Annotated in this window: 20 protein-coding genes and 2 pseudogenes; 6 read left to right on the top strand and 16 right to left on the bottom strand. The window is 64.6% G+C overall.

Going from position 1 to position 22,413, the window contains the following annotated elements:
• Positions 1-692 (top strand): transposase (locus IVA82_RS14235; RefSeq protein WP_247389065.1); only part of this gene is annotated, 692 nt, incomplete at its 5' end.
• A gap of 59 nt (positions 693-751) precedes the next feature.
• Here the strand turns inward: IVA82_RS14235 and IVA82_RS14230 are convergent.
• Together IVA82_RS14230 and IVA82_RS14225 are read right to left on the bottom strand one after the other, a co-directional pair.
• Entirely contained in the window at positions 752-1,768 is a 1,017-nt protein-coding gene (locus IVA82_RS14230; protein WP_247389064.1) for a Na+-dependent transporter, read from the bottom strand.
• Positions 1,769-1,802: 34 nt separating this feature from the next.
• Positions 1,803-1,901 (bottom strand): annotated as a pseudogene (locus tag IVA82_RS14225) (alpha/beta hydrolase); the annotation flags it as partial.
• Positions 1,902-2,103: 202 nt separating this feature from the next.
• Here IVA82_RS14225 and IVA82_RS14220 point away from each other — a divergent pair.
• Entirely contained in the window at positions 2,104-3,144 is a 1,041-nt protein-coding gene (locus IVA82_RS14220; RefSeq protein WP_247389063.1) for a DUF2155 domain-containing protein, read from the top strand.
• A 14-nt stretch (positions 3,145-3,158) separates the two neighbouring features.
• On the opposite strand, the gene aat is transcribed toward IVA82_RS14220, so the two are convergent.
• The 10 genes from aat to IVA82_RS14170 form a co-directional block, all read right to left on the bottom strand.
• A complete protein-coding gene (aat, locus tag IVA82_RS14215) occupies positions 3,159-3,839 on the bottom strand; it encodes a leucyl/phenylalanyl-tRNA--protein transferase (protein WP_247389062.1) in 681 nt (226 codons plus the stop codon).
• A gap of 60 nt (positions 3,840-3,899) precedes the next feature.
• Positions 3,900-5,015 carry a histidine kinase dimerization/phosphoacceptor domain -containing protein gene (locus tag IVA82_RS14210; RefSeq protein WP_247389061.1) on the bottom strand — a complete coding sequence of 372 codons (1,116 nt, stop codon included), beginning with the start codon at positions 5,013-5,015 and terminating at the stop codon, positions 3,900-3,902.
• Complete coding sequence (locus IVA82_RS14205) at positions 5,012-5,452, bottom strand: response regulator (protein ID WP_247389060.1); 441 nt, start codon at positions 5,450-5,452, stop codon at positions 5,012-5,014. Before IVA82_RS14205 ends, IVA82_RS14210 begins: the two co-directional genes overlap by 4 nt.
• Positions 5,449-6,969: a CHASE3 domain-containing protein gene (locus IVA82_RS14200; protein WP_247389059.1), complete on the bottom strand. Its 1,521-nt coding sequence runs from the start codon at positions 6,967-6,969 to the stop codon at positions 5,449-5,451. Before IVA82_RS14200 ends, IVA82_RS14205 begins: the two co-directional genes overlap by 4 nt.
• 103 nt (positions 6,970-7,072) lie before the next feature.
• Positions 7,073-8,431 (bottom strand): acetyl-CoA carboxylase biotin carboxylase subunit, encoded by a 1,359-nt coding sequence (gene accC / locus IVA82_RS14195; RefSeq protein ID WP_247389058.1) that lies wholly within the window; start codon positions 8,429-8,431, stop codon positions 7,073-7,075.
• 98 nt (positions 8,432-8,529) lie between these two features.
• Positions 8,530-9,012, bottom strand: a complete 483-nt coding sequence (accB, locus tag IVA82_RS14190; RefSeq protein ID WP_148744009.1) for an acetyl-CoA carboxylase biotin carboxyl carrier protein — start codon at positions 9,010-9,012, stop codon at positions 8,530-8,532.
• 35 nt (positions 9,013-9,047) lie between these two features.
• A complete protein-coding gene (aroQ, locus tag IVA82_RS14185) occupies positions 9,048-9,515 on the bottom strand; it encodes a type II 3-dehydroquinate dehydratase (RefSeq protein ID WP_247389057.1) in 468 nt (155 codons plus the stop codon).
• A 226-nt stretch (positions 9,516-9,741) separates the two neighbouring features.
• On the bottom strand, positions 9,742-10,620 hold the full coding sequence (locus IVA82_RS14180; RefSeq protein ID WP_247389056.1) for a DUF1236 domain-containing protein: 879 nt from the start codon (positions 10,618-10,620) through the stop codon (positions 9,742-9,744).
• Between the two features lie 213 nt (positions 10,621-10,833).
• A complete protein-coding gene (locus IVA82_RS14175; protein ID WP_247389055.1) occupies positions 10,834-11,601 on the bottom strand; it encodes a DsbA family protein in 768 nt (255 codons plus the stop codon).
• Positions 11,602-11,699: 98 nt separating this feature from the next.
• Positions 11,700-13,103 (bottom strand): M48 family metalloprotease, encoded by a 1,404-nt coding sequence (locus IVA82_RS14170; RefSeq protein ID WP_247389054.1) that lies wholly within the window; start codon positions 13,101-13,103, stop codon positions 11,700-11,702.
• A 188-nt stretch (positions 13,104-13,291) separates the two neighbouring features.
• Here IVA82_RS14170 and IVA82_RS14165 point away from each other — a divergent pair, with 188 nt between their 5' ends.
• From IVA82_RS14165 to IVA82_RS14155, 3 genes are all read left to right on the top strand, one after another.
• Positions 13,292-14,479 carry an aminotransferase class I/II-fold pyridoxal phosphate-dependent enzyme gene (locus IVA82_RS14165; RefSeq protein WP_247389053.1) on the top strand — a complete coding sequence of 396 codons (1,188 nt, stop codon included), beginning with the start codon at positions 13,292-13,294 and terminating at the stop codon, positions 14,477-14,479.
• A gap of 92 nt (positions 14,480-14,571) precedes the next feature.
• Positions 14,572-15,126 (top strand): biotin transporter BioY, encoded by a 555-nt coding sequence (locus IVA82_RS14160; RefSeq protein WP_247389066.1) that lies wholly within the window; start codon positions 14,572-14,574, stop codon positions 15,124-15,126.
• An 84-nt stretch (positions 15,127-15,210) separates the two neighbouring features.
• Positions 15,211-16,548 (top strand): dicarboxylate/amino acid:cation symporter, encoded by a 1,338-nt coding sequence (locus IVA82_RS14155; RefSeq protein ID WP_247389052.1) that lies wholly within the window; start codon positions 15,211-15,213, stop codon positions 16,546-16,548.
• A 41-nt stretch (positions 16,549-16,589) separates the two neighbouring features.
• Here IVA82_RS14155 and IVA82_RS14150 read toward each other — a convergent pair.
• From IVA82_RS14150 to IVA82_RS14135, 4 genes and pseudogenes are all read right to left on the bottom strand, one after another.
• Positions 16,590-16,679 (bottom strand): annotated as a pseudogene (locus tag IVA82_RS14150) (3-beta hydroxysteroid dehydrogenase); the annotation flags it as partial.
• Positions 16,680-17,202: 523 nt separating this feature from the next.
• Positions 17,203-18,435 (bottom strand): FAD-dependent oxidoreductase, encoded by a 1,233-nt coding sequence (locus IVA82_RS14145; RefSeq protein WP_247389051.1) that lies wholly within the window; start codon positions 18,433-18,435, stop codon positions 17,203-17,205.
• A gap of 16 nt (positions 18,436-18,451) precedes the next feature.
• A complete protein-coding gene (locus IVA82_RS14140; RefSeq protein WP_247389050.1) occupies positions 18,452-19,684 on the bottom strand; it encodes an MFS transporter in 1,233 nt (410 codons plus the stop codon).
• A 47-nt stretch (positions 19,685-19,731) separates the two neighbouring features.
• Positions 19,732-21,228, bottom strand: coding sequence for an amidase family protein (locus tag IVA82_RS14135; RefSeq protein WP_247389049.1), 1,497 nt, complete (start codon positions 21,226-21,228; stop codon positions 19,732-19,734).
• Between the two features lie 207 nt (positions 21,229-21,435).
• On the opposite strand from IVA82_RS14135, the gene IVA82_RS14130 reads away from it, so the two are divergent.
• Positions 21,436-22,116 carry an XRE family transcriptional regulator gene (locus IVA82_RS14130; RefSeq protein ID WP_247389048.1) on the top strand — a complete coding sequence of 227 codons (681 nt, stop codon included), beginning with the start codon at positions 21,436-21,438 and terminating at the stop codon, positions 22,114-22,116.
• Positions 22,117-22,413 lie beyond the last annotated feature (297 nt).

Raw genomic sequence — 22,413 nt, 5'->3', positions numbered from 1 at the left:
ACGCGAGCCTCGTCGGCGAGCAAAGTCGGATCGTCAACCGAATGAAAGCAACGTTGATCCGGCTTGGCATCCGCGGCTTCAATCCCAAGCTGAAGAAGGCCGCCGAACGCCTTGACGGCTTGCGCACCCCCGAGGGCGAGCCGATCCCGCCCAACACCCTGGCTGAGCTGCGTCGCGACATGGCGCGCCGGCGGCTCGTCCGTGATCAGATCAGGCAGATCGAGGACGCTCGGCTGGAGCGTCTCAAGCAAGCGCCCAGTGATGGACCACACGCCATGGTGCGCCTGTTGGCGCGGGTGATCGGGGTTGGTGTCGAGACGGCCGACATGCTGGTGCAGGAGATCCTGTCGCGAAGCATGCGCGACCGACGGGCGATCGCGCGTTACACCGGCCTCACGGGCTCGCCCGACGAGAGCGGCAGAAAACGCCGGGAGAAAGGGCTGACCCGTTCCGGCAACGCTCGGGTTCGACGAGGCATGATCCAATTGGCGTGGCGATTTCTCTTCGATCATGCGCCGCCGCAATGGGCTCATGGCCTCGTCGGTCATGGGGATGCTCCTGTCTTGAGGGAGGTTGTCGAAACCCCTCAATCTCAAGACAGGACGCCCCGTTGCGCTATCCCATTGGCAATGCCGCCCGCCGCAGTGAGCTACCGCGCGAGCGGTTTAGTCCTCTGTGCCATAGTCGACTAGCCAAGTCGAATTGAACTTGTCCGCTCCCGATAGTAGAGCGGACATCACTTGCGTGGCTGTCAGCCCGATGTGGCCTTGCCCCCCGCCGCCGCGGCGCCCGGGGCTTGTGCGCGGGCCGTCAGCCGCCGCGCGATCGGCGTGAGAATGTACGGCGCAAGGTGAATCGGAAACTGAGTGAGCGCGAAATAGAGCCATGTGGTGGGCGGCAGCGCGCCCGCGGTCGCAGCCAGCATCAGCCCGAGATTGCGCTGTGACACCATCAGTCCGATCGCGAAGGCGCGCTCGTAGCCGACGCGGCGGAACAGCAGCGTCGTAACAATGAGCAGCGTGAAATAGACCGTGAAGGCCAGCAGCGCGACGCCGATCGTGACCACGGGATCGGCGATGAGGTCATTCGCGACGTCACCCATCACCGCGGATGCGAACACCATGAGGATGACGATGTTGAAGCCGTCGATCGGCCGCTTGTGGCGCAAAATCGCCTCCGTGCCGAACAGGCGGCGGATGATTGTTGCTGCAAGCAGCGACGCGGCGAGGATGACGAGCAGCTTCAAGCCGAGCGCGAGCGGCGAGATGCTGAGCATGCCGTCGAGAAAGAGGCTTGCGAACAGCGATGCGGTGAAGGGGACGAGTGCGGTCGAGGTGACCAGCGTGACCAGCACCAGCGTGGCATCGAGGCCCATCAACGCTGCGAGTGCTGGAGCTGCCATCATCGGCGAAGCCATGCCTTGCAGCATCAGCGCGAGGAACAGGCCGGGCCAGCGGTCGGTGAGACCGGTCGCATAAGCGATCGGTCCGACCATCAGCGGCACGCCGATCGTCGTCCACGCCGTTGCGCTCGCAACCAGCGCGGGCCGGCGCAGATGTCCGTACAGCGCGACCAGATCGACGCGCATGAAGGAGATGCAGAGCAGCAGGAAGATCGCTTCGGTGACGTAAGGGCGCAGCAGCGCACCAAGCGGCGGCACCGCCACCGCGATGAACGCGATCGCCGCCACCGCGCGCGTGCCCTGGTCGCCGAGCCAGGTCAGCCAGCGCAAGGGAACGGCGAAGAGGGTTGGAAGGATGGAAGCCATGTGGAGCGGCGACTCAGCCCAAATCCTGATCGTCGCGCGCTTCCGGTACGGTCAGGGTTTCGCAGGCGAGGAGGCCGGCGTCCTGGAAAACCTTGTAGACGGCGTCGGTGTCGGGATCGAGCGCAACCGGCATGGGGGCGACCTCGGGGCTTTCTAGTTCTGATTGGACGCGTTTTCGGAGGCGATGCCCGCCCGGGCCCCCGGAGGGGCCCTCGGACTATCCCATCTGGCCGCCGGTCTGGCCAGCCGGCGGCGGGCGGGGCAGGGATGTCGCCCTTCCCCCGCCGTATTCGCCGTGTTAACCGGTGCCCTGCGAGCGGCGGTACCCCTGTAGAATGTCCAGCAAGCCCGATTCGCTGTTGAAGCCGCGCGAGATGTTTCGAACCATTACCTTGACAGGTCTTGCGGCGCTTCTGGCCGCCACCGCGATGACGGTTGCGACGCCGGCACAGGCGCAGATCGGCACGATCTTCTCCGATCCGCCGCCGCGGCCGCCCGGCAGCATTCCGCGCGGCCAGCCGCAACCGCCGCCGCAGATCCCCGACGACGACGAAGAGGTGCCGGAGCTGCCGCCGCAGGGCCGTGTGCTGCCGTCGCGCCCGATGGCGCCGCCGCCGGGACGGCAGGGCAACGTTATGCCGGGGCCGGTCGAGACCCAGCCGCTGGCACCGCCGCCCGGCAGCACCGTCGCTCCGCCGAACCAGCCGCCATCCGTGGCGGTCGCACCGCCCAATCCGCAAGGAGCGCCGCAGCCGGGTGCCAATCCGGCCGCGCCGGGCCAGCGCCCGCCCCAGCAGAAGGGCGCCGTGCCGCAGACACCGGCGAGCCTTCAGCCCGGCGACGAGGTCGTCACCGAGCCGCCGGCGCAGAAGATCGTGAACAAGAAGGCGACATTCTCGGGGCTCGACAAGATCACCGGACGCATCATCAATTTCGACGAGGATATCGGCGAGACCGTGCAGTTTGGCGCGCTCCGGGTCAAAACCGATGCCTGCTACACGCGGCCGGCAACGGAAGCCGCCAACACCGACGCCTTCGTCGAGGTCGACGAGATCACGTTGCAGGGCGAGGTGAAGCGGATTTTCTCGGGCTGGATGTATGCCGCAAGCCCCGGCCTGCACGGCGTCGAGCATCCGATCTACGACATCTGGCTGACCGACTGCAAAGAGCCGCAGCAGACCATCGCGACGGCAGCACCGGATCCCGCGACCAAGCCCGCGCCGCCGCCTCCGGCGCAGAAGAAGGCCGCGCCCAAGCAGGCCGTGCAGCAGCGTCCGCCGCAGCCATTGCCTCCCCCGCAGCAGCCGCAGCAGGCTCCACCTCCGCCGCCACAGCAGCAGCCGGGTCTTTTCAATTTCCCCGGGTTTGGCCGCTAGACAAAAATCGACGACTATTGCCGGGAGGCGATGATCTCGAGCGCGCGTGCGCCCGGGACCGGCTGGTCCGCCGGCAGCTTGAGGAAATCGCCGGGCTCGCCGGCGAGCGCCTTGTCGAGCAAGGCCGTATAGCGCCGCCGCGAAACTTCGGCTGCGCCAAAGCTCTTCAGATGCTCGGTGACGTATTGCGTGTCGAGCAGCTCGAATCCGCCATGGATGAGCCGCGCGACCAGATGCACCAGCGCTACCTTGGAGGCATCGCGCGCGGTGTGAAACATGCTTTCGCCGAAGAAGGCACGCCCGAGGCTCACACCATAGAGGCCGCCGACGAGATCGTCGCCCTGCCAGGCCTCGACGCTGTGACAATGGCCTAGATCGTGCAGGCCGCCATAGAGATCGCGAATGCGCTTGTTGATCCAGGTGGCCTCGCGTCCGGCCGCGGGCGCGGCGCAGCCGGCGATCGTCGCCTTGAAGGCGGTGTTGACGGTGACGCGAAAACAATCCGAACGCACGGTGCGCGCGAGCCGCGAGGCCACGCGAAAGCCGTTGAGCGGGATGACGCCGCGCATTTCCGGCTCGACCCAGAACAGCGTCGGGTCGTCCGCGCTCTCGGCCATCGGAAAGATGCCGCAGGCATAGGCACGCAACAGCACGGCCGGCGTGATTTCAGACGAGGCGGAATCGCGCGAAGTCATGGCTTGCGACAATAGCAGGATCGCGCCGCACTTGCGATGGGGCAGGCGAGCTCGCGCCGATCAGCTTGCCGCGGCACTGTTCGTCTTGCCCGGGGATGGGGCCGCGCGGCGGAACTTGAGGATGATGCGGGTTCCGGCATGGGCGGGATCGCGCTCGACCGAGGCATCGAGCTTGGTGGCCATGGCCGCGACGATGCGCTGACCCATGCCGGTAGAGCGCGGATCGGCCTTGGCGTTGTCGCCGACGCCGTCGTCGACGATCGACAGCATGAGATCCTCGCCCTGCGAGGTCAGCTCGACGTGGATCGGGCCGGCGCCATCGGGATAGGCGTATTTCACCGCGTTCATCACCAGCTCGTTGACGATGATGCCGACGGCGACTGCGCGGTCTGGATCGATCTCGATCGGCTCTGCCTTCAACGTCAAGCGCGACATCCGGTTGCCTTCGGCCGAGCGGCGCAGGTCCTCGAGCAGGGAATCCAGATACTGGTTCAGGACCACGCTCTTGAGATCCTGCGAGGTGTAGAGGCGTCGGTGCACCTGGGCGACCGCGGCGACACGGCCCATCGCATTGGTCAACGCCGCCTTGACCTCTTCCTGCGCGGCGGAGCTTGCCTGGAGGTGCAGCAGCGAGGCAATGATCTGGAGCGAATTGCCGACGCGGTGGTTGACCTCGCGCAGCAGAAGTTCGCGCTCGGCGGCAAGGGCGGCGTAGCGATCGCGCGAGGCATGGATTTCCGCCTCGGCTGCCTCGCGCGCCTTCTGCAATTCGGCCTGGCGCAGCGCGCCGTCGGCGGCGACCTGCAGGAGCGGGATGAAGTCGCCCTTGACGTCCTTGACCAAGTAATCCGAGGCTCCTGCCTTCAGCGCGGTCACCGCGATGTTGGAATCCTGCGATGCGGTGACGAACACCACGGGAGGCGCGTTCGGGATCGCCATGATCTGCTCGAGCGTCTCGAGGCCGTCGAGACCGGGCATGTACTGGTCGAGTGCCACCACGTCGATGCAGTCTTCGATACTTGCTTGGGCATCCGCGCGGCGGATGCGCTCCAGGCCTTCCTCGCCGCTCGCGGCATGAACGACCTTGTAGCCGCGGCGCGTCAGGCCGCGTTCGACCAGCCGCGCGAGCGCAACGTCGTCGTCGATATAGAGTAGTGTTGGTGTTCGCTGGTTCATGAGGCGGCGGGTGGGACCTGGATGACCGAGAAGAACAAGCCAAGCTGCCGGATGGCATTGGCGAAATTCTCGTAATTGACGGGTTTGGTGATGTACACGTTACAGCCGAGTTCGTAGCAGCGCTTGATTTCCTGGGAGTCGTCGGTGGTGGTCAGTACCACCACGGGCGAGGCCTTGAGATGATTGTTTTCCTTGATCTGCTTCAGGATGTCGATTCCGCTCATATCGGGGAGGTTGAGGTCGAGCAGGATCAGGAGCGCACGGCCTTTGTGCACGAGGCCGCTTCCGTCGGCGCCGAACAGATGCCTCACGGCGTCAGTCCCGTTGGCAAACGGAATGATCTCGTTGTTGACGCCAGAACGGCGAATGTTCCGCTCGATCAGGCGAGCATGTCCTTCGTCGTCCTCGATCATGATGATGGTGACGGGCTGGGTCATCGTTGTTCTTCGTTCCGGTTGCTGGCGTTCCATTTGATCGGCAGCGTGACCGTGAATGTACTGCCGACATTGAGTTCCGACGATACCGACATCGTTCCCCCCAGTCGGCGCACCAGTGCGCGCACATGGGCAAGGCCAATGCCCTGGCCCGGCTTGTCCTGGGTTCCAGCGCGCCGGAACAGGTCGAAGATGCGCTGATGATCCTTCGGATCGATGCCGCGTCCATTGTCGGTAACTTCGAAGATCGCATAGCCGAACTTGGTCCGGCCGCGGACTGTGATCGCGCCGGGAACTCCGGCTTTGAGGTACTTGATGGCGTTGTCGATCAAATTGGAGAAGATCTGCTCCAGAGCAAGGCGGTCGCTGACGATATCAGGCAATTCGCCGACGTGAATCTCGGCGCGCGCCTCGGCCGCCTGGTGTGCGACCGTGGCGGCGATGGCTTCGATCAGCTCGCGCGTGTCGATGCGGACCGGCTCGAACTCGCGCCGTCCCTCGCGCGTCAGATTGAGGATGGCCGAGATCAGGCGGTCCATCTTGCCGATAGATGATTTGATGAAGCCGAGCGCCTCGGAAAAATCCTCCGCGAGCTGCTTGTCGGCTCCGTCGAGCACGACGTCGGCGCTCTCGACCGGAGGACCGTCGGCTGGCGCACGTGCGAGGCTGCCGATGCGGCGGAAGATGTCGCGGCCCAGTTCCTCGAGCTCACTCGTGAAGCCCATGATGTTGACCAGCGGCGAGCGCAGATCATGGCTCACGATATAGGCAAAGCGCTGGATCTCGTTGTTGGCTTCGCGAAGATCGGCCGTGCGTTCGTCGACCGTGGCCTCGAGATTGGTATTGGCGTCGCGCAGGCGCGCCTCGGCGTCGTCACGGACGCCTGCAGAGCGGCGCACCAGCCAGGTCGAGAGCAGGGCGAGCACGACCACCAGGCCGGAGCCGATGCCGGTGAGCGAGGCCGCGAGCGTCTGACTGCGATCGGCATTTGCGGAGCGCAGCGAGAACAGCCGCTCTTCCTCCGCAGTCATTGTCGCTGCCACCTCGCGGATGGCGTCAGTCGAATTGGATGCGGCCGCCTGGCGGAGCAGCGCCGCGGCACTGTCGGGTTCGCCCCGCTTGACGAGATCCATTTCGCGCGAAAATTGCTCCAGCCGGGCCTGGATCACTTCGCGGAGCTTGGCGATGCTTGCACGTTGCGCCGGATTGTCACCGATCTGGCGGGTGAGCTTGTCGAGCGCCTGCGGGATGGTCGCCACCGCCGCGTCATGATCGCTCAGGAACTCGGGGCCGAGGGTCAGAAGATAGCCGCGCGCGCTGCTCTCGGCGCGGCGAATCTCCAGAAGCAGGGCATTGACCTGGTTTTCCACTTCGATGGTGTGGATCACCCACTTGCTGTCTTCTCGCGCCTTGTTGACGAGGTAGACGGACCCCGCACTGATCCAGGTCAGCACCAGGAGTCCCGCCGTGAACAGCAGGAGCTGCCAAAACGCGCGCCGTCGGTGCGCATCAGCGATCACGACGGTCTCGCCTTGTTGCGATCAGCGGAGTTCAAAACGCCCCCTTGGAACTGCCAACCCCAGAACGCGGTCGGGGCCAGAGGGTTCCAAAGGAGACGGGAAATTATTTCGCTGCGGGTTCCGTCTGGCCGGCCAGATACTGTTCGAGCCAGTGGATGTGGTAGTCGCCATCGATGATCGCGGGCTCCCGCACTAGCGCGCGGAACAGCGGCAGGGTGGTCTCGATGCCCTCGACCACCATCTCGTCGAGCGCGCGGCGGAGCCGCATCAGGCATTCGCCGCGGGTCTTGCCGTGGACGATCAGCTTGCCCACCAGTGAGTCGTAATAGGGCGGGATCGTGTAGCCCTGATAGACCGCAGAATCGATCCGGACGCCGAGTCCGCCGGGTGGGTGATATTGCGAGATCCGGCCGGGCGAGGGACGGAAAGTCTGCGGGTTCTCGGCGTTGATGCGGCACTCGATGGCGTGGCCGATGATCTGAACTTCGCTCTGCTTTGCGGGCAGTTCGCCGCCGGCGGCGATGCGGATCTGCTCCAGCACGAGGTCGATATCGGTGATGCTCTCGGTGACGGGATGCTCGACCTGGATGCGCGTGTTCATCTCGATGAAGTAGAACTCGCCGTCCTCGAACAGGAACTCGATGGTGCCGACGCCGAGATATTTCATCTCGCGCATCGCTTTCGCACAGGTCTCGCCGATCTTGGCGCGCGCGGCCGCGGCCAGCACGGGCGAGGGGCCTTCCTCCCAGACCTTCTGGTGGCGGCGCTGCAACGAGCAATCGCGTTCGCCAAGATGGATCGCGCCGCCGCGGCCGTCGCCGAGAATCTGGATTTCGATGTGGCGCGGCTTCTGGAGATATTTTTCCAGATAGACCGAGGCGTCGCCGAAGGCGGATTTGGCCTCGTTGGCAGCAGTCTGCAACGCCACCGCCAGGTCGGCCTCGCTTTGCGCGACCTTCATGCCGCGGCCGCCGCCGCCTGCTGCCGCCTTCACCAGCACGGGAAAGCCGATTTCCTTCGCAATCGCCATCGCGTCGTCTTCGGGGCCGACGCCGCCGTCGGAGCCAGGCACGACCGGGATGCCGAGCCGCTTGGCGGTTTTCTTGGCCTCGATCTTGTCGCCCATCAGGCGGATATGCTCGGCCTTCGGGCCGATGAAATGCAGATTGTGCTCGGAGAGGATTTCCGCGAAGCGCGCGTTCTCTGACAGGAAGCCGTAGCCGGGATGCACCGCGTCCGCGCCGGTGATCTCGCACGCCGCAAGCAGCGCGGGCACGTTGAGATAGCTGTCCTTCGACGGCGGCGGCCCGATGCACACGCTCTCGTCCGACAGGCGCACATGCATGGCATCGGCGTCGGCGGTGGAGTGCACGGCGACGGTCGCGATGCCGAGCTCCTTGCAGGCCCGCAGGATGCGAAGGGCGATCTCGCCGCGATTGGCTATGAGGATCTTGTCGAACATGGTGCCTCAGCGGGCGAATAGGGAGTGGCGAATGGCGAGTGGCGAAGAGCGAGCAGGGAATGGTGAGACCATTCGCTATTCGCTACTCGCCATTCGCGTTACTCAATGATCACCAGTGGCTCGCCGAACTCGACCGGCTGGCCGTCCTCGACCAGGATCTGTGTCACCGTGCCGGCGCGCGACGAGGGTATCTGGTTCATGGTCTTCATAGCTTCGATGATGAGCAGCGTCTGCCCGACCGCCACCTTGCTGCCGACCTCGATGAACGGCTTTGCACCCGGCTCCGGCGCCCAATAGGCGGTGCCGACCATCGGCGAGGTCACGGCGCCCGGATGCTTCGACAGGTCCGCAGCCGCGGCCGCAGGGGCGGCAGCGACCGGCGCGGCGGCGGTGTGCGTCATCGGGACGGGCATGGTTGCAGCAACGCTGATGTTGCGCGCAACGCGCAGGCGCAAACCCGCACGTTCGATCTCGATCTCGGTGAGGCTCGTCTCATCGAGCAGCAACGCAAGCTCGCGGACGAGCGCGGAATCCTCGCTGGAAAACTTTGCGGCTGCTTTGTCGTCTGGCTGGCGCGCCATGTTGCTTGATCCGAATGTTCTGTTGAAGGGGGGCGTCAGGCTTTGGACTTGATGCCGAGCTTGGCGGCAAGACCTTGGATCGCGAGGCGGTAGCCCTCGATGCCGAAACCGCAGAGCGAGGCAAAGGCCGCGCGCGCGGTGTAGGAGTGGTGGCGAAAACTCTCGCGGGCGTGGATGTTGGTCACATGCACCTCGACCGTCGGAATCTGCACCGCGAGCAGCGCATCGTACAGCGCGATCGAGGTGTGCGAATAACCGCCGGCGTTGATGATGATGCCCTTCATCTTGCGGGCATGCGCCTCGTGGATGAAGTCGATCAGCTCACCCTCGCGGTTGGATTGCCGGCAGTCGGCCTTGAGCCCGAACTGCGCTGCGGTGTCCCGGCACAGCTTCTCGACGTCAGCCAGCGTGGCATGGCCGTACGTCTCGGGCTCGCGCGTCCCCAGCAGGTTGAGGTTCGGCCCGTTGAGAACGAGGATGGTGTTGGTCGCTGGTTCAGCCATTCCAATCCCGGAAGAGGTGCTTCGGCGTGGCGGGGTTATAGGTAACAAAGCGCCCTAGGGGAAGCCTTGAAGGGCCTTCCAGGCGGCTTGAAGCGCCTCATCCAGTGTGCAAAAACCTGTGTGGAAGCTACGGAAATTGCTTGTTAACCAGTCCGAAGCATGGCTGCGGGCCAACGCAGAAGGGCGGGCATCGCTGCCCGCCCTCAGAGGTTGCCGTCATGCGGCCTTAGGCATTCAGGACTGCCACGATCTCGTAGGTGTCCGGATTGATGATCACGATCTCATCCTTGACCAGGACGTACTTGTAGGTCCGCCACTCCGGATAGATCGTCACCACCCGCGGCGGCAGGGCGTGCAGTTCAATCCCCTCGCGGGGAATGCGGGTGCCAACCGAGATCGAGAAGTTCACGTTTGTCACCGGCCGCACGTGCTCCTCGCGGATCACCGACGTGATCTGGGTGCGCTGTTCGGTCGAGAGCTTGGCGCCGGCGCCGGCTTGGCCGGTGGTCTGGGTCGAGGTACCAGCCTGGCCCTGTACGTTGGTGCCGGGCTGACCCTGGCGGGTCTCGCCGGTGGTCGTGCCGGGCTTGGTCTCGGTCTCGGAGCTCATGCCCTTTGACTTGTCCTGCTGGCCTTGGGCGCGTTCGTCGGTGCGCTGACCCTTCGTTGCACCTGACTTCTCCTCAGCCGTCGGATTCTTGTGCATCGTGCCCGAGGACTTCTCGTCCTTCATCGCACCCGAGGACTTCTCCTCGGCGCCGGATTTCATGGATCCACCAGCCTGTCCCACGGTGCCCTTTTCCTTGCCCGTGGAATCCTTCTGCATCGCTCCGGACTTCTCGTCCTTCATGGCGCCCGAGGACTTCTCCTCCGCGCCGGACTTCATGGAGCCGCCAGCCTGTCCCACGGTGCCTTTTTCTTTGCCCGTGGATTCCTTGCCCGTGGCGCTGCCATGCTCGGCCGCGCCGCCCGGCTGCGACTGTTGCATCTGCTGGGTGCCACCGGCGCCACCGCTGTCGCGGCCCATGGTGCCTTGTGCGTTCGCCAAGCCGGTGCCGGCGACGAGTGCGACCGCGGCAACCGAGATCATAAAGCGGTTCAACATTGAAATTCTCCTCACGTGATCAGTTGCGTCATTGCCCGCGCCGACAACGAAAGGAGATTTGAGTTGTTCCGGAACTTCGGTGGTTCCACGGCTTTTGTTTGTTGAATGCCAGATGAATGACTTCGCAGGATCGCTGCAAGAAGATTTGCCGCAAGAAAAAGGCCGGCTTCTATGGCCGGCCTTGCTTCATGTGCGATGCGTTACAAGTCGCGATCAGCAAGTCGCCTTACCACAGCGCGCGACGCCGATCTTTTCCCGGAGGCCTTCGACGCCGATGGCGCCGACCACGATCTGCTTGCCGATCACGTAGCTCGGCGTGCCGTTCATGCCCATGGCTTCGGCGAGCTTGAAGTTCTCTTCGATGGTGGCGCGCACCTCGGGACTGGCAAGGTCTTTCTCGATCTTCGCGGTGTCGAGTCCGGCTTCCTTGGCCGCCTGGAGCGCGCGCGCCTTGTCGGCGGCGCCGCGGCCGCCGAGCAGCTTCTGGTGGAAGTCGAGATATTTCTTGCCGGTCGGATCCTGCATGCGTACGGCGACCGCGACCTGCGCGGCCTCGACCGAGCCCTGGCTTAGCACCGGAAACTCCTTCAGCACGACCTTCAGCTTGGGATCGCTCTTCATGAGGTCGAGCATGTCCGTCATCGCGCGTTTGCAGTAGCCGCAATTGTAGTCGAAGAACTCGACGAAGGTGACGTCGCCGTCCTTGTTGCCGAGCACGACCTGGCGCGGCGAGTTGAAGATCGCGTCCGCGTTCTGGGCGATGCTGGCCTCGTGCTTCTGCGTTTCGGCCGCGGCCTGGCGCTTGCTGAGCTCGGCCATGGCCTCCTCGAGCACCTCAGGATGGCTGACGAGGTAGTTCTTGACGATCGCCTCGATGTCGGTGCGCTGACCATCGGAGAAGCTGTCGGCAGACGCGGGCGCGGCTACGCCGAACATGGCGAGTGCAAACAGCGCGGGAGCAAGCAGGCGCAGCGAAGGCATAGGCAAATCCTCTTATCCAAAGCAGGTTTCGGGCAACGTCCCGGCGGACTCAGGCGCGGTGTCGTGACGTCGTGGTATCAGGCTTCGTGGTATCAGGCTTAGTTGCGCGGCGGCTTGGCCGCCACGATGTCGTCGGCCTTGACCCATCCGGGCGTGCCGACGGCGAAACGGGTTTTCGCGCGCGTGGCGAGCTCGCGGGCAGTCTTGTTGTCGCCGCGCAGATATGCGGCTTGCGCCGATGCCAGATCGGCCTCGGCATAGTCCCCCTTCCGGCCATAGGCCATCGCGAGTTGCATATAGCCGAGCGGCGCCTCAGGCTCCCGCGCCACCGCGGCACGGAGAATCCGAATGGCATCGTCCGTGTAGGCTTTATTATCGGTTCCAACCAGTGCCTGCCCAAGTAACATCTCGATGAGGGGGGAATTGTTCGAAAGCTGCACCGCCTTGCGCAGGGCCGGGATGGCCTCGGCAGGCTTGCCGCTTTCCAGAAGGGCCTGGCCACGCACCTCGTAGAAATACGCATTGTTCGGCTGCACCTGGATCAGCGCGTCGATCTGGGCGAGCGCGCTGCGCAGATCGCCGTGCAGATAGGTACTGATGGCACGGGCATAGCGCGCGGGCAGGCTGTCGTTCGACTGCGGATAGCGGCGGTTCACGGTCTCCGGCCGCTCCATGAAGGCGGAGATCTTGGCGCGCACCATGTCGTGGCGGAGCTGGAGCGCGAGATCGTCCTTCTTGTCCCAATAGGGGCTGCTGCTGGCGAACTCCTGGAGCGCAGCGACTCGCTCGGCGGGCATCGGGTGCGACTGCAGATAGGGATCGGCGCCGCGCGCGGCGAACAGACTCTCGCTGGTGAAGCGCTTGAAGGTCTCGTACATGCCCTTCGGCGATTGCTGGGTTGCGGTCAGGAATTTCACGCCGGCGCGATCGGCGTTCTCCTCCTGCTGGCGCTGGTAGGACAACAGCGAGCGGCGGATCATCTCCTGCGGCCCGGCGATCGCAGCGGCGCCGGCATTGGCAAGCCCGTTGTTGCCCGCGCTGCCGCTGCCGCGCGTGCTGCCTGCGACCATCGCACCGGCGCCGAGCAGCATGGCGATGATCATCTGGGTCTGGGCGTTGGCGAGCTGTTCGCGCAGCTTCGAAAGATGACCGCCGGCCAGATGCCCGGTCTCGTGTGCGAGCACGCCGATGATCTGGTTCGGCGTATCCGATTGGAGGATCGCGCCGTAATTGACGAAGATGCGGCGGCCGTCGGCGACGAACGCGTTGAACGAGGCCTCGTTTAGGATCACCATCTGGATGTTCTGCTTTTCCAGACCGGCGGCGCGCAGGATCGGGCGGGTGTATTCACGAAGCAGCTGCTCGGTCTCGGTGTCGCGCAGGACAGGCGGCCCCTTCTGCTGCGCCTGCGCCGCCGGGAACGGCGACAGCACGATCGACGCCGCAGTCACGACGGCGGTGAGGGCAGAGACCTTCTTGCGAAATGCGATCTGGAACGACATCAAATGGTCTTGGTCAAACAGTCCCGGCAAGCGGATTTGGAGGGCGGTTTCGTGCTTTGTTTTGGCGATTGGCGGCGGACCGGATACGCGATATGCCCTTATGAGCCGCACAATGCGGCCAGTCTGGGGCGCAAGCGCCCGGTTTTCCGGACCGAACGGAGCGGTCCGCCAGCGAATAGCAGAAATCGATGCAAGACGCGACATTGAGGAACCGGGTGGGGCAGTGGCTCGAGCCGTCCCGCCGCAGCGATGTTCCCCCGTTCATGGTGATGGACGTGATGGCCGCGGCGGCCCGAATCGAGGCGGCCGGCGGCCATGTCATTCATATGGAGGTCGGCCAGCCCGCGGCCGGCGCACCCAAGGCCGCGATCGCGGCGGCGCATGCGGCGCTCGCAGCGGGGCGGATTGACTACACCTCCGCCCTTGGCATCCCTTCGCTGCGCGAGCGCATTGCGCGGCATTATCGCGAGGCGTATGGCTGCGCCGTCAGCGCCGAACGGGTGGTGGTGACGACAGGCTCCTCGGGCGGCTTCATCCTGGCCTTCCTGTCGATGTTCGAGCCCGGCGATCGCGTCGCCGTGACGGTGCCGGGCTATCCGCCATACCGCCATATCCTCACCGCGCTCGGCTGCGAGCCGGTGCTGATCGAGACCAGCGATGAGACGCGCCACGCCCTGACCGGCGAGGCGCTGCTCGCCGCACATCGCAAGGCGCCACTGAAGGGTGTGCTGGTCGGCAGTCCCGCCAATCCGACCGGAACGATGATGTCCAGGGAGGCGCTTTCCAGCTTGATCGCGGCGGCGGAAGACGCCGGCATCCGCTTCATCTCCGACGAGATCTATCATGGGCTCGACTATGCGTTTCCGGCGGTGACGGCAGCCGCGCTGTCGCAGCACGCACTCGTCATCAACTCGTTCTCGAAGTATTTTTGCATGACGGGCTGGCGCGTCGGCTGGATGGTCGTGCCGGACGTGCTGGTGCGGCCGATCGAGCGCCTGCAGCAGAACCTGTCGATCTCGGTGCCGTCGCTGTCGCAGATCGCGGCCGAAGCTGCCTTCGACGGGGCGGCCGAGATGGAAGCGATCAAGCATGGCTATCAGGAAAACCGCCGCATCCTGATCGAGGGGATGCCCAAGGCCGGATTGACGAGGTTCCTGCCCGCCGACGGCGCCTTCTACCTCTATGCCGACGTCTCGGACTTCACGTCGGATAGTTTCGAATTCGCCAAGCAGATGCTCGAACAGGCCCATGTCGCGGCTACGCCGGGCCTCGATTTCGATCCCATCCATGGCCGCTCGTTCATACGATTGTCCTACGCACGCTCGCCTCAAGAGATGCGGGAGGCAGTTGACCGGATCGCTCACTGGCTTAAATAGCCGCCAGTTTTTCACGAAGCCTTCCGGAGTTCATCTTGTCTGACAGATCAGTCCCGTCCGCCGCTGCGCCGCATTTTCCACTTGCCGCAACGTTGTGGCCGGCTCAAGCGGGCGAAACCGCCGGCGCGCTGCGCGCGATCGTGCTGGTCGCGCTCGGCACCGCCTTGATGGCGCTATCAGCCAAGGTGAACCTGCCGCTGCCTTATGTGCCCATGACATTGCAGACGCTGATCGTGCTGATGATTGGCGCGGCCTATGGCTGGCGCCTTGGCAGCGCAACCATGATCGTCTACCTCGCCGAGGGCGCGATCGGGCTGCCGGTGTTCGCAGGCCCGGTAGGGGGAATTGCGCCGCTGGTCGGCCCGACCGCCGGCTACCTGTTCGGCTTCGTTGCCGCCGCCTTCGTCACCGGCTGGCTCGCCGAGCGCGGCTGGGATCGCAGCGTGGTGTTGCTGTTTGCGGCGATGGCGGTTGGCCACCTCGTCATTCTGACCGCCGGATTCGGCTGGCTGGCCTATGGCCTCGGTCTTGGGGCGCCCAAGGCCTGGCAGGTCGGCATAGCGCCATTCATCGCCGCTTCGCTAGTCAAGAACGCGCTTGGGGCGACGCTAATGCCGGCGGCGCGCTGGCTTCTCGACCGCCGGTAAAGCGCGAAAGTCCCAGCAGTTCCAATTGACAGGGCCGGCCAAGTTGATCTTGGCTGGACCGGAAGTTTTAGGGGGAGTGAAACAATGACAACAACAACGATGGCGGGAGCGCCGGATGCACCGGCCGCCGCCGCCAAGCCGTGGTACAAGGTTCTCTACATCCAGGTGTTGATCGCCATCGTGCTCGGCGCCATCGTCGGCTGGCTGTGGCCTTCGGTTGCCACCAACGAATGGATCAAGGCGCTCGGCGACGGCTTCATCAAGCTGATCAAGATGGTGATCGCTCCGATCATCTTCTGCACCGTGGTCTCGGGCATCGCGCACATTCAGGATGCCAAGAAGGTCGGGCGCATCGGCGTCAAGGCGCTGGTCTATTTCGAGATCGTCTCGACGTTTGCACTGGTGATCGGCCTCATCATCGGCAATGTCGTCAAGCCCGGCGCCGGCTTCGGCAATGCCGCGGCGAACGCGCAGGCCGTCGCCAACTATGCCAAGCAGGCCGAGGGCCAGAAGAGCGTCGACTTCATTCTGCACATCATTCCCGACACCGTGGTCGGCGCCTTCGCGCAAGGCGAGATCTTGCAGGTGCTGCTGTTCTCGGTGCTGTTCGGCTTCGCCATCATGGGCCTTGGCGAGCGTGGCCATACCATCCGCAGCTTCATCGATGATGCCGCGCATGCGGTGTTCGGCGTCATCTCCATCGTGATGCGCGCAGCACCGATCGGCGCCTTCGGCGCGATGGCCTATACCATCGGCAAGTTCGGCACCGGCGCGATCCTCAACCTGATCGGACTGATCGCGACCTTCTACGCCACCGCGGCGCTGTTCGTGTTCGTCGTGCTCGGCATCGTAGCTCGCCTGGCCGGCTTCTCGATCTTCAAGTTCCTGGCCTACATCAAGGACGAACTGCTGATCGTGCTCGGCACCTCGTCCTCGGAAAGCGCGCTGCCGTCCTTGATGGAGAAGCTGGAACGGCTCGGCTGCTCCAAATCGGTGGTCGGCCTTGTGGTGCCCACGGGCTATTCGTTCAACCTCGACGGCACCAACATCTACATGACGCTGGCGACGTTGTTCATCGCGCAGGCGCTCGGCGTCGATCTCACCTTCGGTCAGCAACTGACCATCCTGGTGGTGGCCATGCTGACCTCGAAAGGCGCCTCCGGCATCACCGGTGCGGGCTTCATCACGCTGGCGGCAACGCTTGCCGTAGTCGATCCGCGCCTCGTGCCCGGCATGGCGATCGTGCTCGGCATCGACAAGTTCATGAGCGAATGCCGTGCGCTGACCAATCTGTGCGGCAATGGCGTCGCCTGTGTGATCGTCGCCTGGTGGGAGGGCGAACTCGACCGCGACAAGCTCAACGCCAACCTTTCCAAGCAGATCGATCCGACCGACATGGAAACGGCTGTCACGACGGACTGATCTGCAAGCCGGATCCGACGACGCCGATCGCCGTCAGATATGAAGTAACAGGGCTGGTCGAGATCCTCGATCAGCCCTTTCTCTTTCGGCTGCCAAGCGAGCAAGACTCGCGTTTTCGCGCTCGACGTCGGCGCCGGCGAATCGCGCGATCGTGCCGCCGGCGGCGCCGCGTTGCTCAACCACGTGTACGCGGAAGAACAAAGAGGGCCATAGCCCTCTTTTCAAGTCAGTACCGGCGATAGCCTCGATGGTAGACGTAGCCGCGATGTACGTAAGGACGGCGGACATAGACCCCCCGTCGATAGATGGGGGCTCTGCGAACGCAACCTCGTGGACCGCAAACGACTGCAACACTCTCGACGTTTGAAGCGCGGAACTGTCCTAAGGGGGCGCCGATGCGGTGCCCATCGAAACTGTTGCGCCACCTAAAGCGGCCAGTGCGAGAAGCACAAATTTGAGTCTCATCTCTAGTTCTCTCCTGTCAGCGCAGCCTCCGGGGGCAGCCTAGAGGTTCCTCTCTGAACGAAGGATGAGCGCCGAGATTAAATCGTCGCAACCATAGCGCAGTCGAAGTTTGCTTTAGCGAACTGCAGCGCGGCGACGATTGGCCTGCGTTTGGGTCAGAACGATATTCCGCGGTTACGAGTACACGCCCTAGAACCGCTCCGGCCGGTATGGCGTCGGATCGATCGACGGCGTCTCGCCGCTCATTATCTCGGCGAGCAGACGTCCCGTCGCGGGGCCCAGGGTAAAGCCCTGGTGGCCGTGGCCGAAATTCATCCAGAGGCCGGGGTGGCGCGGGGCAGGGCCGAGCACCGGCAGCATGTCGGGCGTGCAGGGGCGGGTGCCGAACCACGGCTCGGGTTCGACCCGCGCGCCGAGGTCGATCAGTTCGCGCGCCGAAGCTTCGGCACTGGCAAGTTGCACCGGGGTTGGCAGCGCATCGGCGCCGGTCAGCTCCGCACCGGTGGTGATACGGATCCCCTTGGCCATGGGGCCCATGGCGTAGCCGCCGCCCCTGTCGACCAGCGGCAGATCGAGCGAAGAGCCGCCGCTGTAATGCATGTGATAGCCGCGCTTGCGCACCAGGGGAATGCGGTAGCCGAACTTGTGCAGGAGATCGGGCGACCACGGCCCGAGCGTCACCACGGCGGAGCCAGCGTCGATGCGTCCGTTGTCGGTGTCGACCGACCAGCCGGTGACGGTCTGCTGCAAGCTCTGGGCGTCACCGAGCAGTAGCGTGCCCCCGAGGCGCTCGAACAGGCCGGCATAGGCCGTGACCAGAGCACCGGGATCGGACACGGTCCAGGTATCGAGCCAGTGGATCGCGCCGGGAAGGTCGTCGCGCAGGATCGGCTCGGCCTTCGTCAGCTCGCTGCCCGAGAGCACGCGAAAATTCACGCCGAATTCGCGCCGGTCTTCCTCCGCTGTCTGGATCGCGAGGTCGAATGAAGCGGGGTCGCGGTGCAGCACGCGATAGCCGGCGCGGCGGATCAGATTGTCGGCGTGCGCCTCGCGGATCAGGATGTCGTGCTCTGGCGTCGCATAGGCAATCAGCCGCGCCCAGGCTTCGATCGCTTCGCGATGCCGCTTCGGCGCCGAATGCCACCAATAGCGCAGCAGCGGCTCGACGTGGCGGTGAAGCGAAGAGAAGCTGTAGCGGACGTCGTTGGTGCGGCCGGCCGCGATCTTCAGGAGCGTGGCAAAATCGCGCGGCATCGGATAGGGCCGTACCGCCTCGGCCTGTATCATCCCGGCATTGCCGTAGCTGGTCTCGCGGCCCGGCTCCCGGCGGTCGACCAGGGTGACCGACCAGCCGCGCTGCTGGAGATGCAGCGCAGCCCCGACGCCCACCATGCCGCCGCCGAGAACGATCGCGCTTTGCATTGGCGGAATTCTCCTGTCAGGCCGGCTTCGGTGCAAGCTTCGGCTGGGCCGTGCTGATCGTCGCGGCAACCACGACGGACAGCGCGGTCATCGCCACCAGGAAACCGAAGGCCGCATCGAACGATCCGGTTCCGGTCACAATGAAGCCGATGGCGGCAGGGGCCACGAAGCCCGCGCTCTGGCCGCCGAGATTGACCATGCCGACACCCGATCCGATCTGGTCGTCGCGGAGTAGCTTAGTCGGAAGCGCAATCACCGAGGCCAGTACGAAGGATTTGAAGAAGTAGACCACCGACTGATAGGCGATCAGCATCGCGATCGTCTCCGCCTTGTACATGGCGTAGAGGAAGATGCCGGTCAATGCCGAGCTGCCGATCAGCAGATATTTCTCGCGCTCGTTGAAGAATGTTGTCATCACCCAGCCGCCGATCGCGGTCGCAATGGTCGCCATCACGAACGGAATCGGTGCGACCACGCCGACGGTCTTGAGGTCGAGCCCGCGCTGCTGGAGCAGATAGAGCGGCATCCAGGAATCCAGACCCTTGTTGACGCAGCTGAGACCGAACCAAACCACCATCAGCTGCCACAGCAGCGGATTCTTCATGAGCTCGCGCATCGGCGCGCGGTTTTCAGTCCTAACCGACGATACGCCCGCGCCGGTCTCGATCGAGCGTCCAAGATGCGGGATGAACGCGAAATAGAGCACCGCGAAGACCAGGCCGGCAATGCCGATCGCGTTGAAGGCATGGCGCCAGCCGAGCCAGAGGATGAGCGGCGCCATGATCAGCGGCGCGAGCATGCTGCCGGCATAGTTCGACGACAGCAGCAGCGACGACATCTTCGGCCGGCTGTCCTTCTTGAACACTTCCGCGATGGCGCGAATGCTGGCCGGCGGAAAGCCGCCCTCGGCGATGCCGAAGATGAAGCGGATCGCGATCAGCGACGTCAGCGACCAGGCGAGGCTCGTGAATGCCGTAAACAGCGACCACATCACGATGGTGACGATCACCACATATTTCGAGCCGAAGCGGTCGGAGAGCCAGCCGCCCGGCACCTGCATCGCGGCATAGCCGAGGAAGAACGCGCTGATGACGATGCCGAGATCGGCGGCCTGGAGATTGAAGTCCTTGCCGATCTGCGCCAACGCCAGCGAAATCGCCGCGCGGTCGATGTAGGAGATGCAATAGGCGATATAGAGCAGGACGAAGGTGACGATGCTGGTCTTCCGTTTCGAGAGCAATTCGGCCATGCGCGTCTCCGATTTGCCGGCGATCCGGCGGTCCAGCTTGTCTTGGTCTATTCCCAGGTGAGGAAGCCTGGCGTGGCCGACAGCGGCGGTGCCACGGCCAATCGTGCCAGGTCGGGCACCGGCCGGCACATGTGCATGTCACCGGCGAACGCAGCCTCGAGACTCGCGGCCACCGCAAGCACGATGGCGTCGCCGCCGCGCGGGCCGACGATCTGAAGCCCGAACGGCAGGCCGGCTTCATCGAGGCCGAGCGGAATGCTGATCGCGGGGTGTCCTGCGAGCGTCACGGCGTAGGCGAGCGCGAGCCAGTGGAAGTAGGATTTCGTCGGCGCCCCGTCGATCTCGGCCGGATAGAGCTCGGACCAGGGCCGCGGGCTCAGCGTGATCGTCGGGCTGATCAGCACGTCGCAGCTTTCGAAGAAGCTCTGATAGGCGCGATAGATCCGTGTCTGCGTCGTCGCGGCACGCGAATGGTCCTCGAGCGTATAGCTGAGGCCTTCCTCGACATTGGCGCGGACGTTGGGGCCGAGCATCTCGGGACGTTCTTTGTAGTTCTTGCCATGCATCGCCAGGAACAATCCTGCGCGCAGCACGGCAAAGGCATCGTCCGCCCCGGTGCAGTCCGGCGTGGCCTCGCGGCATTCGGCGAACAGCGGCGCAAGCTTCTTCACGCGATCGCGGAACGCGCAGCGGATGGCCTGCTCGGTCGGTGCGAAGTCGAAGTCTTCGGTGCAGGCGAGACGCAGGTTGCCGAGCTCCGCCGGGCGCGGCGCGGCCCAGCGCTCGGCGCGCGCGCGCAGAGGCTCGCCGGGCAGGGTGTAGGCGAGCGGATCGCGGGCATCATCGCTCGCCATGACCGAGAGCATCAGCGCGGTGTCCGCGACATTGCGTGCCATCGGCCCGTCAGTCGACAAATTAGACCAGCCGAACGCGCGCTTTTCGCTCGCCACGAGGCCGTAGGACGGACGCATCCCAACGATGCCGGCGAAGCCTGCCGGATTGCGCAACGACCCGCCGGTATCCGAGCCCGAGGCGAGCGGGGCCATGCCGCAGGCGAGCGCGACTGCCGAGCCGCCGGAGGAGCCGGCGGCCGAGCGCATGGGATCGAAGGGATTGCCGGTCGCGCCGAAAACGGGATTGCGGGTGTTGCCGCCCGCCGCCCATTCCGGTGTGTTGGTCTTGCCGATGATGATGGCACCGGCGGCGCGCAGCCGGGCGACCGAGCCCTGGTCGGTGGCCGGTACATGGTCTCGCAACAGCGGACTGCCGTAAGTCGTGCGCATCCCCGCGGTGTCCTGGGTGTCCTTGATCAGAACGGGGAGACCATGCAGCGCGCCGCGATCTTCGCCGCGCAGGATGGCAGCCTCGGCCGCTTTCGCGGCAGCGCGCGCGCCCGGCTCGTCCAGCGTGACGACCGCGTTGACGGCGGGATTGACGGTGGCGATGCGCGATAGGCAGGCATTCAGCAGCTCGACAGGCGAGATCGCCCGCGCAGCCAACAAGCGGCGCAGATCAACGGCGCTGGAATCGCAAAGTCCAGACATGCCAGATCCTTTCAAATTATGAAAACGGTTTAGCATATTGGAAAGTATGGCTCGCGCACGTATATTCGTCAAAGCGAGGCATTTCGTGCACAAATCTTGGAATTCTGCTCAGTGGAGGGTCAAATGGGACGCTTCTGGGGCTGCTTTCACCGAAAAGATTAGATCGATCGGTCAACAATTTCTCCCCCGCCGTGCTACCGTTGCCGTATGAGCGAGATCGCGACGTCCGAAGGGCCCAATTCGCAGCTTGGCCAGTGCCTCAAGGCCGCCCGCCAGGCGCGCGGCCTTACGCTCAAGCAGGTGGCCGAGCGGACTGGCATGGCGCTCTCGACCCTGTCCAAGGTCGAGAACGGCCTGATGTCGCTGACCTACGACAAGCTGTTGCAGCTCACCTCAGGCCTGAAAATGGAGATCGCCGAGCTGTTCAATCCGGCGATCTCGGCTCCTGCGCAGGGGCGGCCGGTCACGGCGCGGCGCAGCATCAGCCGGGCCGGGCAGGGCCAGGTGATCACCACGAAATTCTACACCTACACCTATCAATGCACGGACCTGATCGGCAAACGCATGGTGCCGATCATGGCCGAGGTCCGCGCGCGCTCGCTGGACGAGTTCGGCCCGCTGCTGCGACACGCCGGCGAGGAGTATTTTCTGGTGACGAGCGGACGCGTTGCCGTTCACACCGAGTTCTACGCGCCGGAAATCCTGGGCGAAGGCGACGGCATCTACCTCGACAGCACCATGGGCCACGCCTACCTCAACGCCGGCGATGCGCCTTCCGCCACGGGCGTATGTCTCTGTACCAGCGAGGCGCCCGATCTCTACGACCAGCTCCGCCAGATCGCATCGCGCGAGGTGGCGCCGCCTGGTGAGGGGGAGCCGGCGCAATAGCGCTAGGTCGTGCACTGAAACGAAAAACGCCCGGCCATGCCGGGCGTTTTCTGTTGTGTGCCGAGTATGAACGACAGCTTGGAGGTGGAAGTCCTCTATCCAGCCTGATGACGGCGAAGGATTAGCGAAGCGCAAGGGCGTCATCGTGAGGTGAGGTCTGAAGAAAGCGTGGAGCAAAGCCGCGGCCCGATGGACAAACACCGGATAACGAGGCCTACCCGGCCGGACGAGCGAGCAACTGATCGCGAAGTCCACGGTCATCAAGGACCGGGGTGGTAAATCCGGCGGGGGTGCGGC

The organism is Bradyrhizobium sp. 142, assembly GCF_023074015.1.
Taxonomy (GTDB): domain Bacteria; phylum Pseudomonadota; class Alphaproteobacteria; order Rhizobiales; family Xanthobacteraceae; genus Bradyrhizobium.
Note: the sequence above shows the minus strand (reverse complement) of the source record. Positions and strands in the feature narration are given on the sequence as shown.

Coding starts and splice junctions, on each gene's coding strand:
- IVA82_RS14230 (WP_247389064.1), bottom strand. CDS start 1,768: ATGGCTTCCATCCTTCCAACCCTCTTCGCCGTTCCCTTGCGCTGGCTG.
- IVA82_RS14220 (WP_247389063.1), top strand. CDS start 2,104: ATGTCCAGCAAGCCCGATTCGCTGTTGAAGCCGCGCGAGATGTTTCGA.
- aat (WP_247389062.1), bottom strand. CDS start 3,839: ATGACTTCGCGCGATTCCGCCTCGTCTGAAATCACGCCGGCCGTGCTG.
- IVA82_RS14210 (WP_247389061.1), bottom strand. CDS start 5,015: ATGAACCAGCGAACACCAACACTACTCTATATCGACGACGACGTTGCG.
- IVA82_RS14205 (WP_247389060.1), bottom strand. CDS start 5,452: ATGACCCAGCCCGTCACCATCATCATGATCGAGGACGACGAAGGACAT.
- accC (WP_247389058.1), bottom strand. CDS start 8,431: ATGTTCGACAAGATCCTCATAGCCAATCGCGGCGAGATCGCCCTTCGC.
- accB (WP_148744009.1), bottom strand. CDS start 9,012: ATGGCGCGCCAGCCAGACGACAAAGCAGCCGCAAAGTTTTCCAGCGAG.
- aroQ (WP_247389057.1), bottom strand. CDS start 9,515: ATGGCTGAACCAGCGACCAACACCATCCTCGTTCTCAACGGGCCGAAC.
- IVA82_RS14180 (WP_247389056.1), bottom strand. CDS start 10,620: ATGTTGAACCGCTTTATGATCTCGGTTGCCGCGGTCGCACTCGTCGCC.
- IVA82_RS14175 (WP_247389055.1), bottom strand. CDS start 11,601: ATGCCTTCGCTGCGCCTGCTTGCTCCCGCGCTGTTTGCACTCGCCATG.
- IVA82_RS14170 (WP_247389054.1), bottom strand. CDS start 13,103: ATGTCGTTCCAGATCGCATTTCGCAAGAAGGTCTCTGCCCTCACCGCC.
- IVA82_RS14165 (WP_247389053.1), top strand. CDS start 13,292: ATGCAAGACGCGACATTGAGGAACCGGGTGGGGCAGTGGCTCGAGCCG.
- IVA82_RS14155 (WP_247389052.1), top strand. CDS start 15,211: ATGACAACAACAACGATGGCGGGAGCGCCGGATGCACCGGCCGCCGCC.
- IVA82_RS14145 (WP_247389051.1), bottom strand. CDS start 18,435: ATGCAAAGCGCGATCGTTCTCGGCGGCGGCATGGTGGGCGTCGGGGCT.
- IVA82_RS14140 (WP_247389050.1), bottom strand. CDS start 19,684: ATGGCCGAATTGCTCTCGAAACGGAAGACCAGCATCGTCACCTTCGTC.
- IVA82_RS14135 (WP_247389049.1), bottom strand. CDS start 21,228: ATGTCTGGACTTTGCGATTCCAGCGCCGTTGATCTGCGCCGCTTGTTG.
- IVA82_RS14130 (WP_247389048.1), top strand. CDS start 21,436: ATGAGCGAGATCGCGACGTCCGAAGGGCCCAATTCGCAGCTTGGCCAG.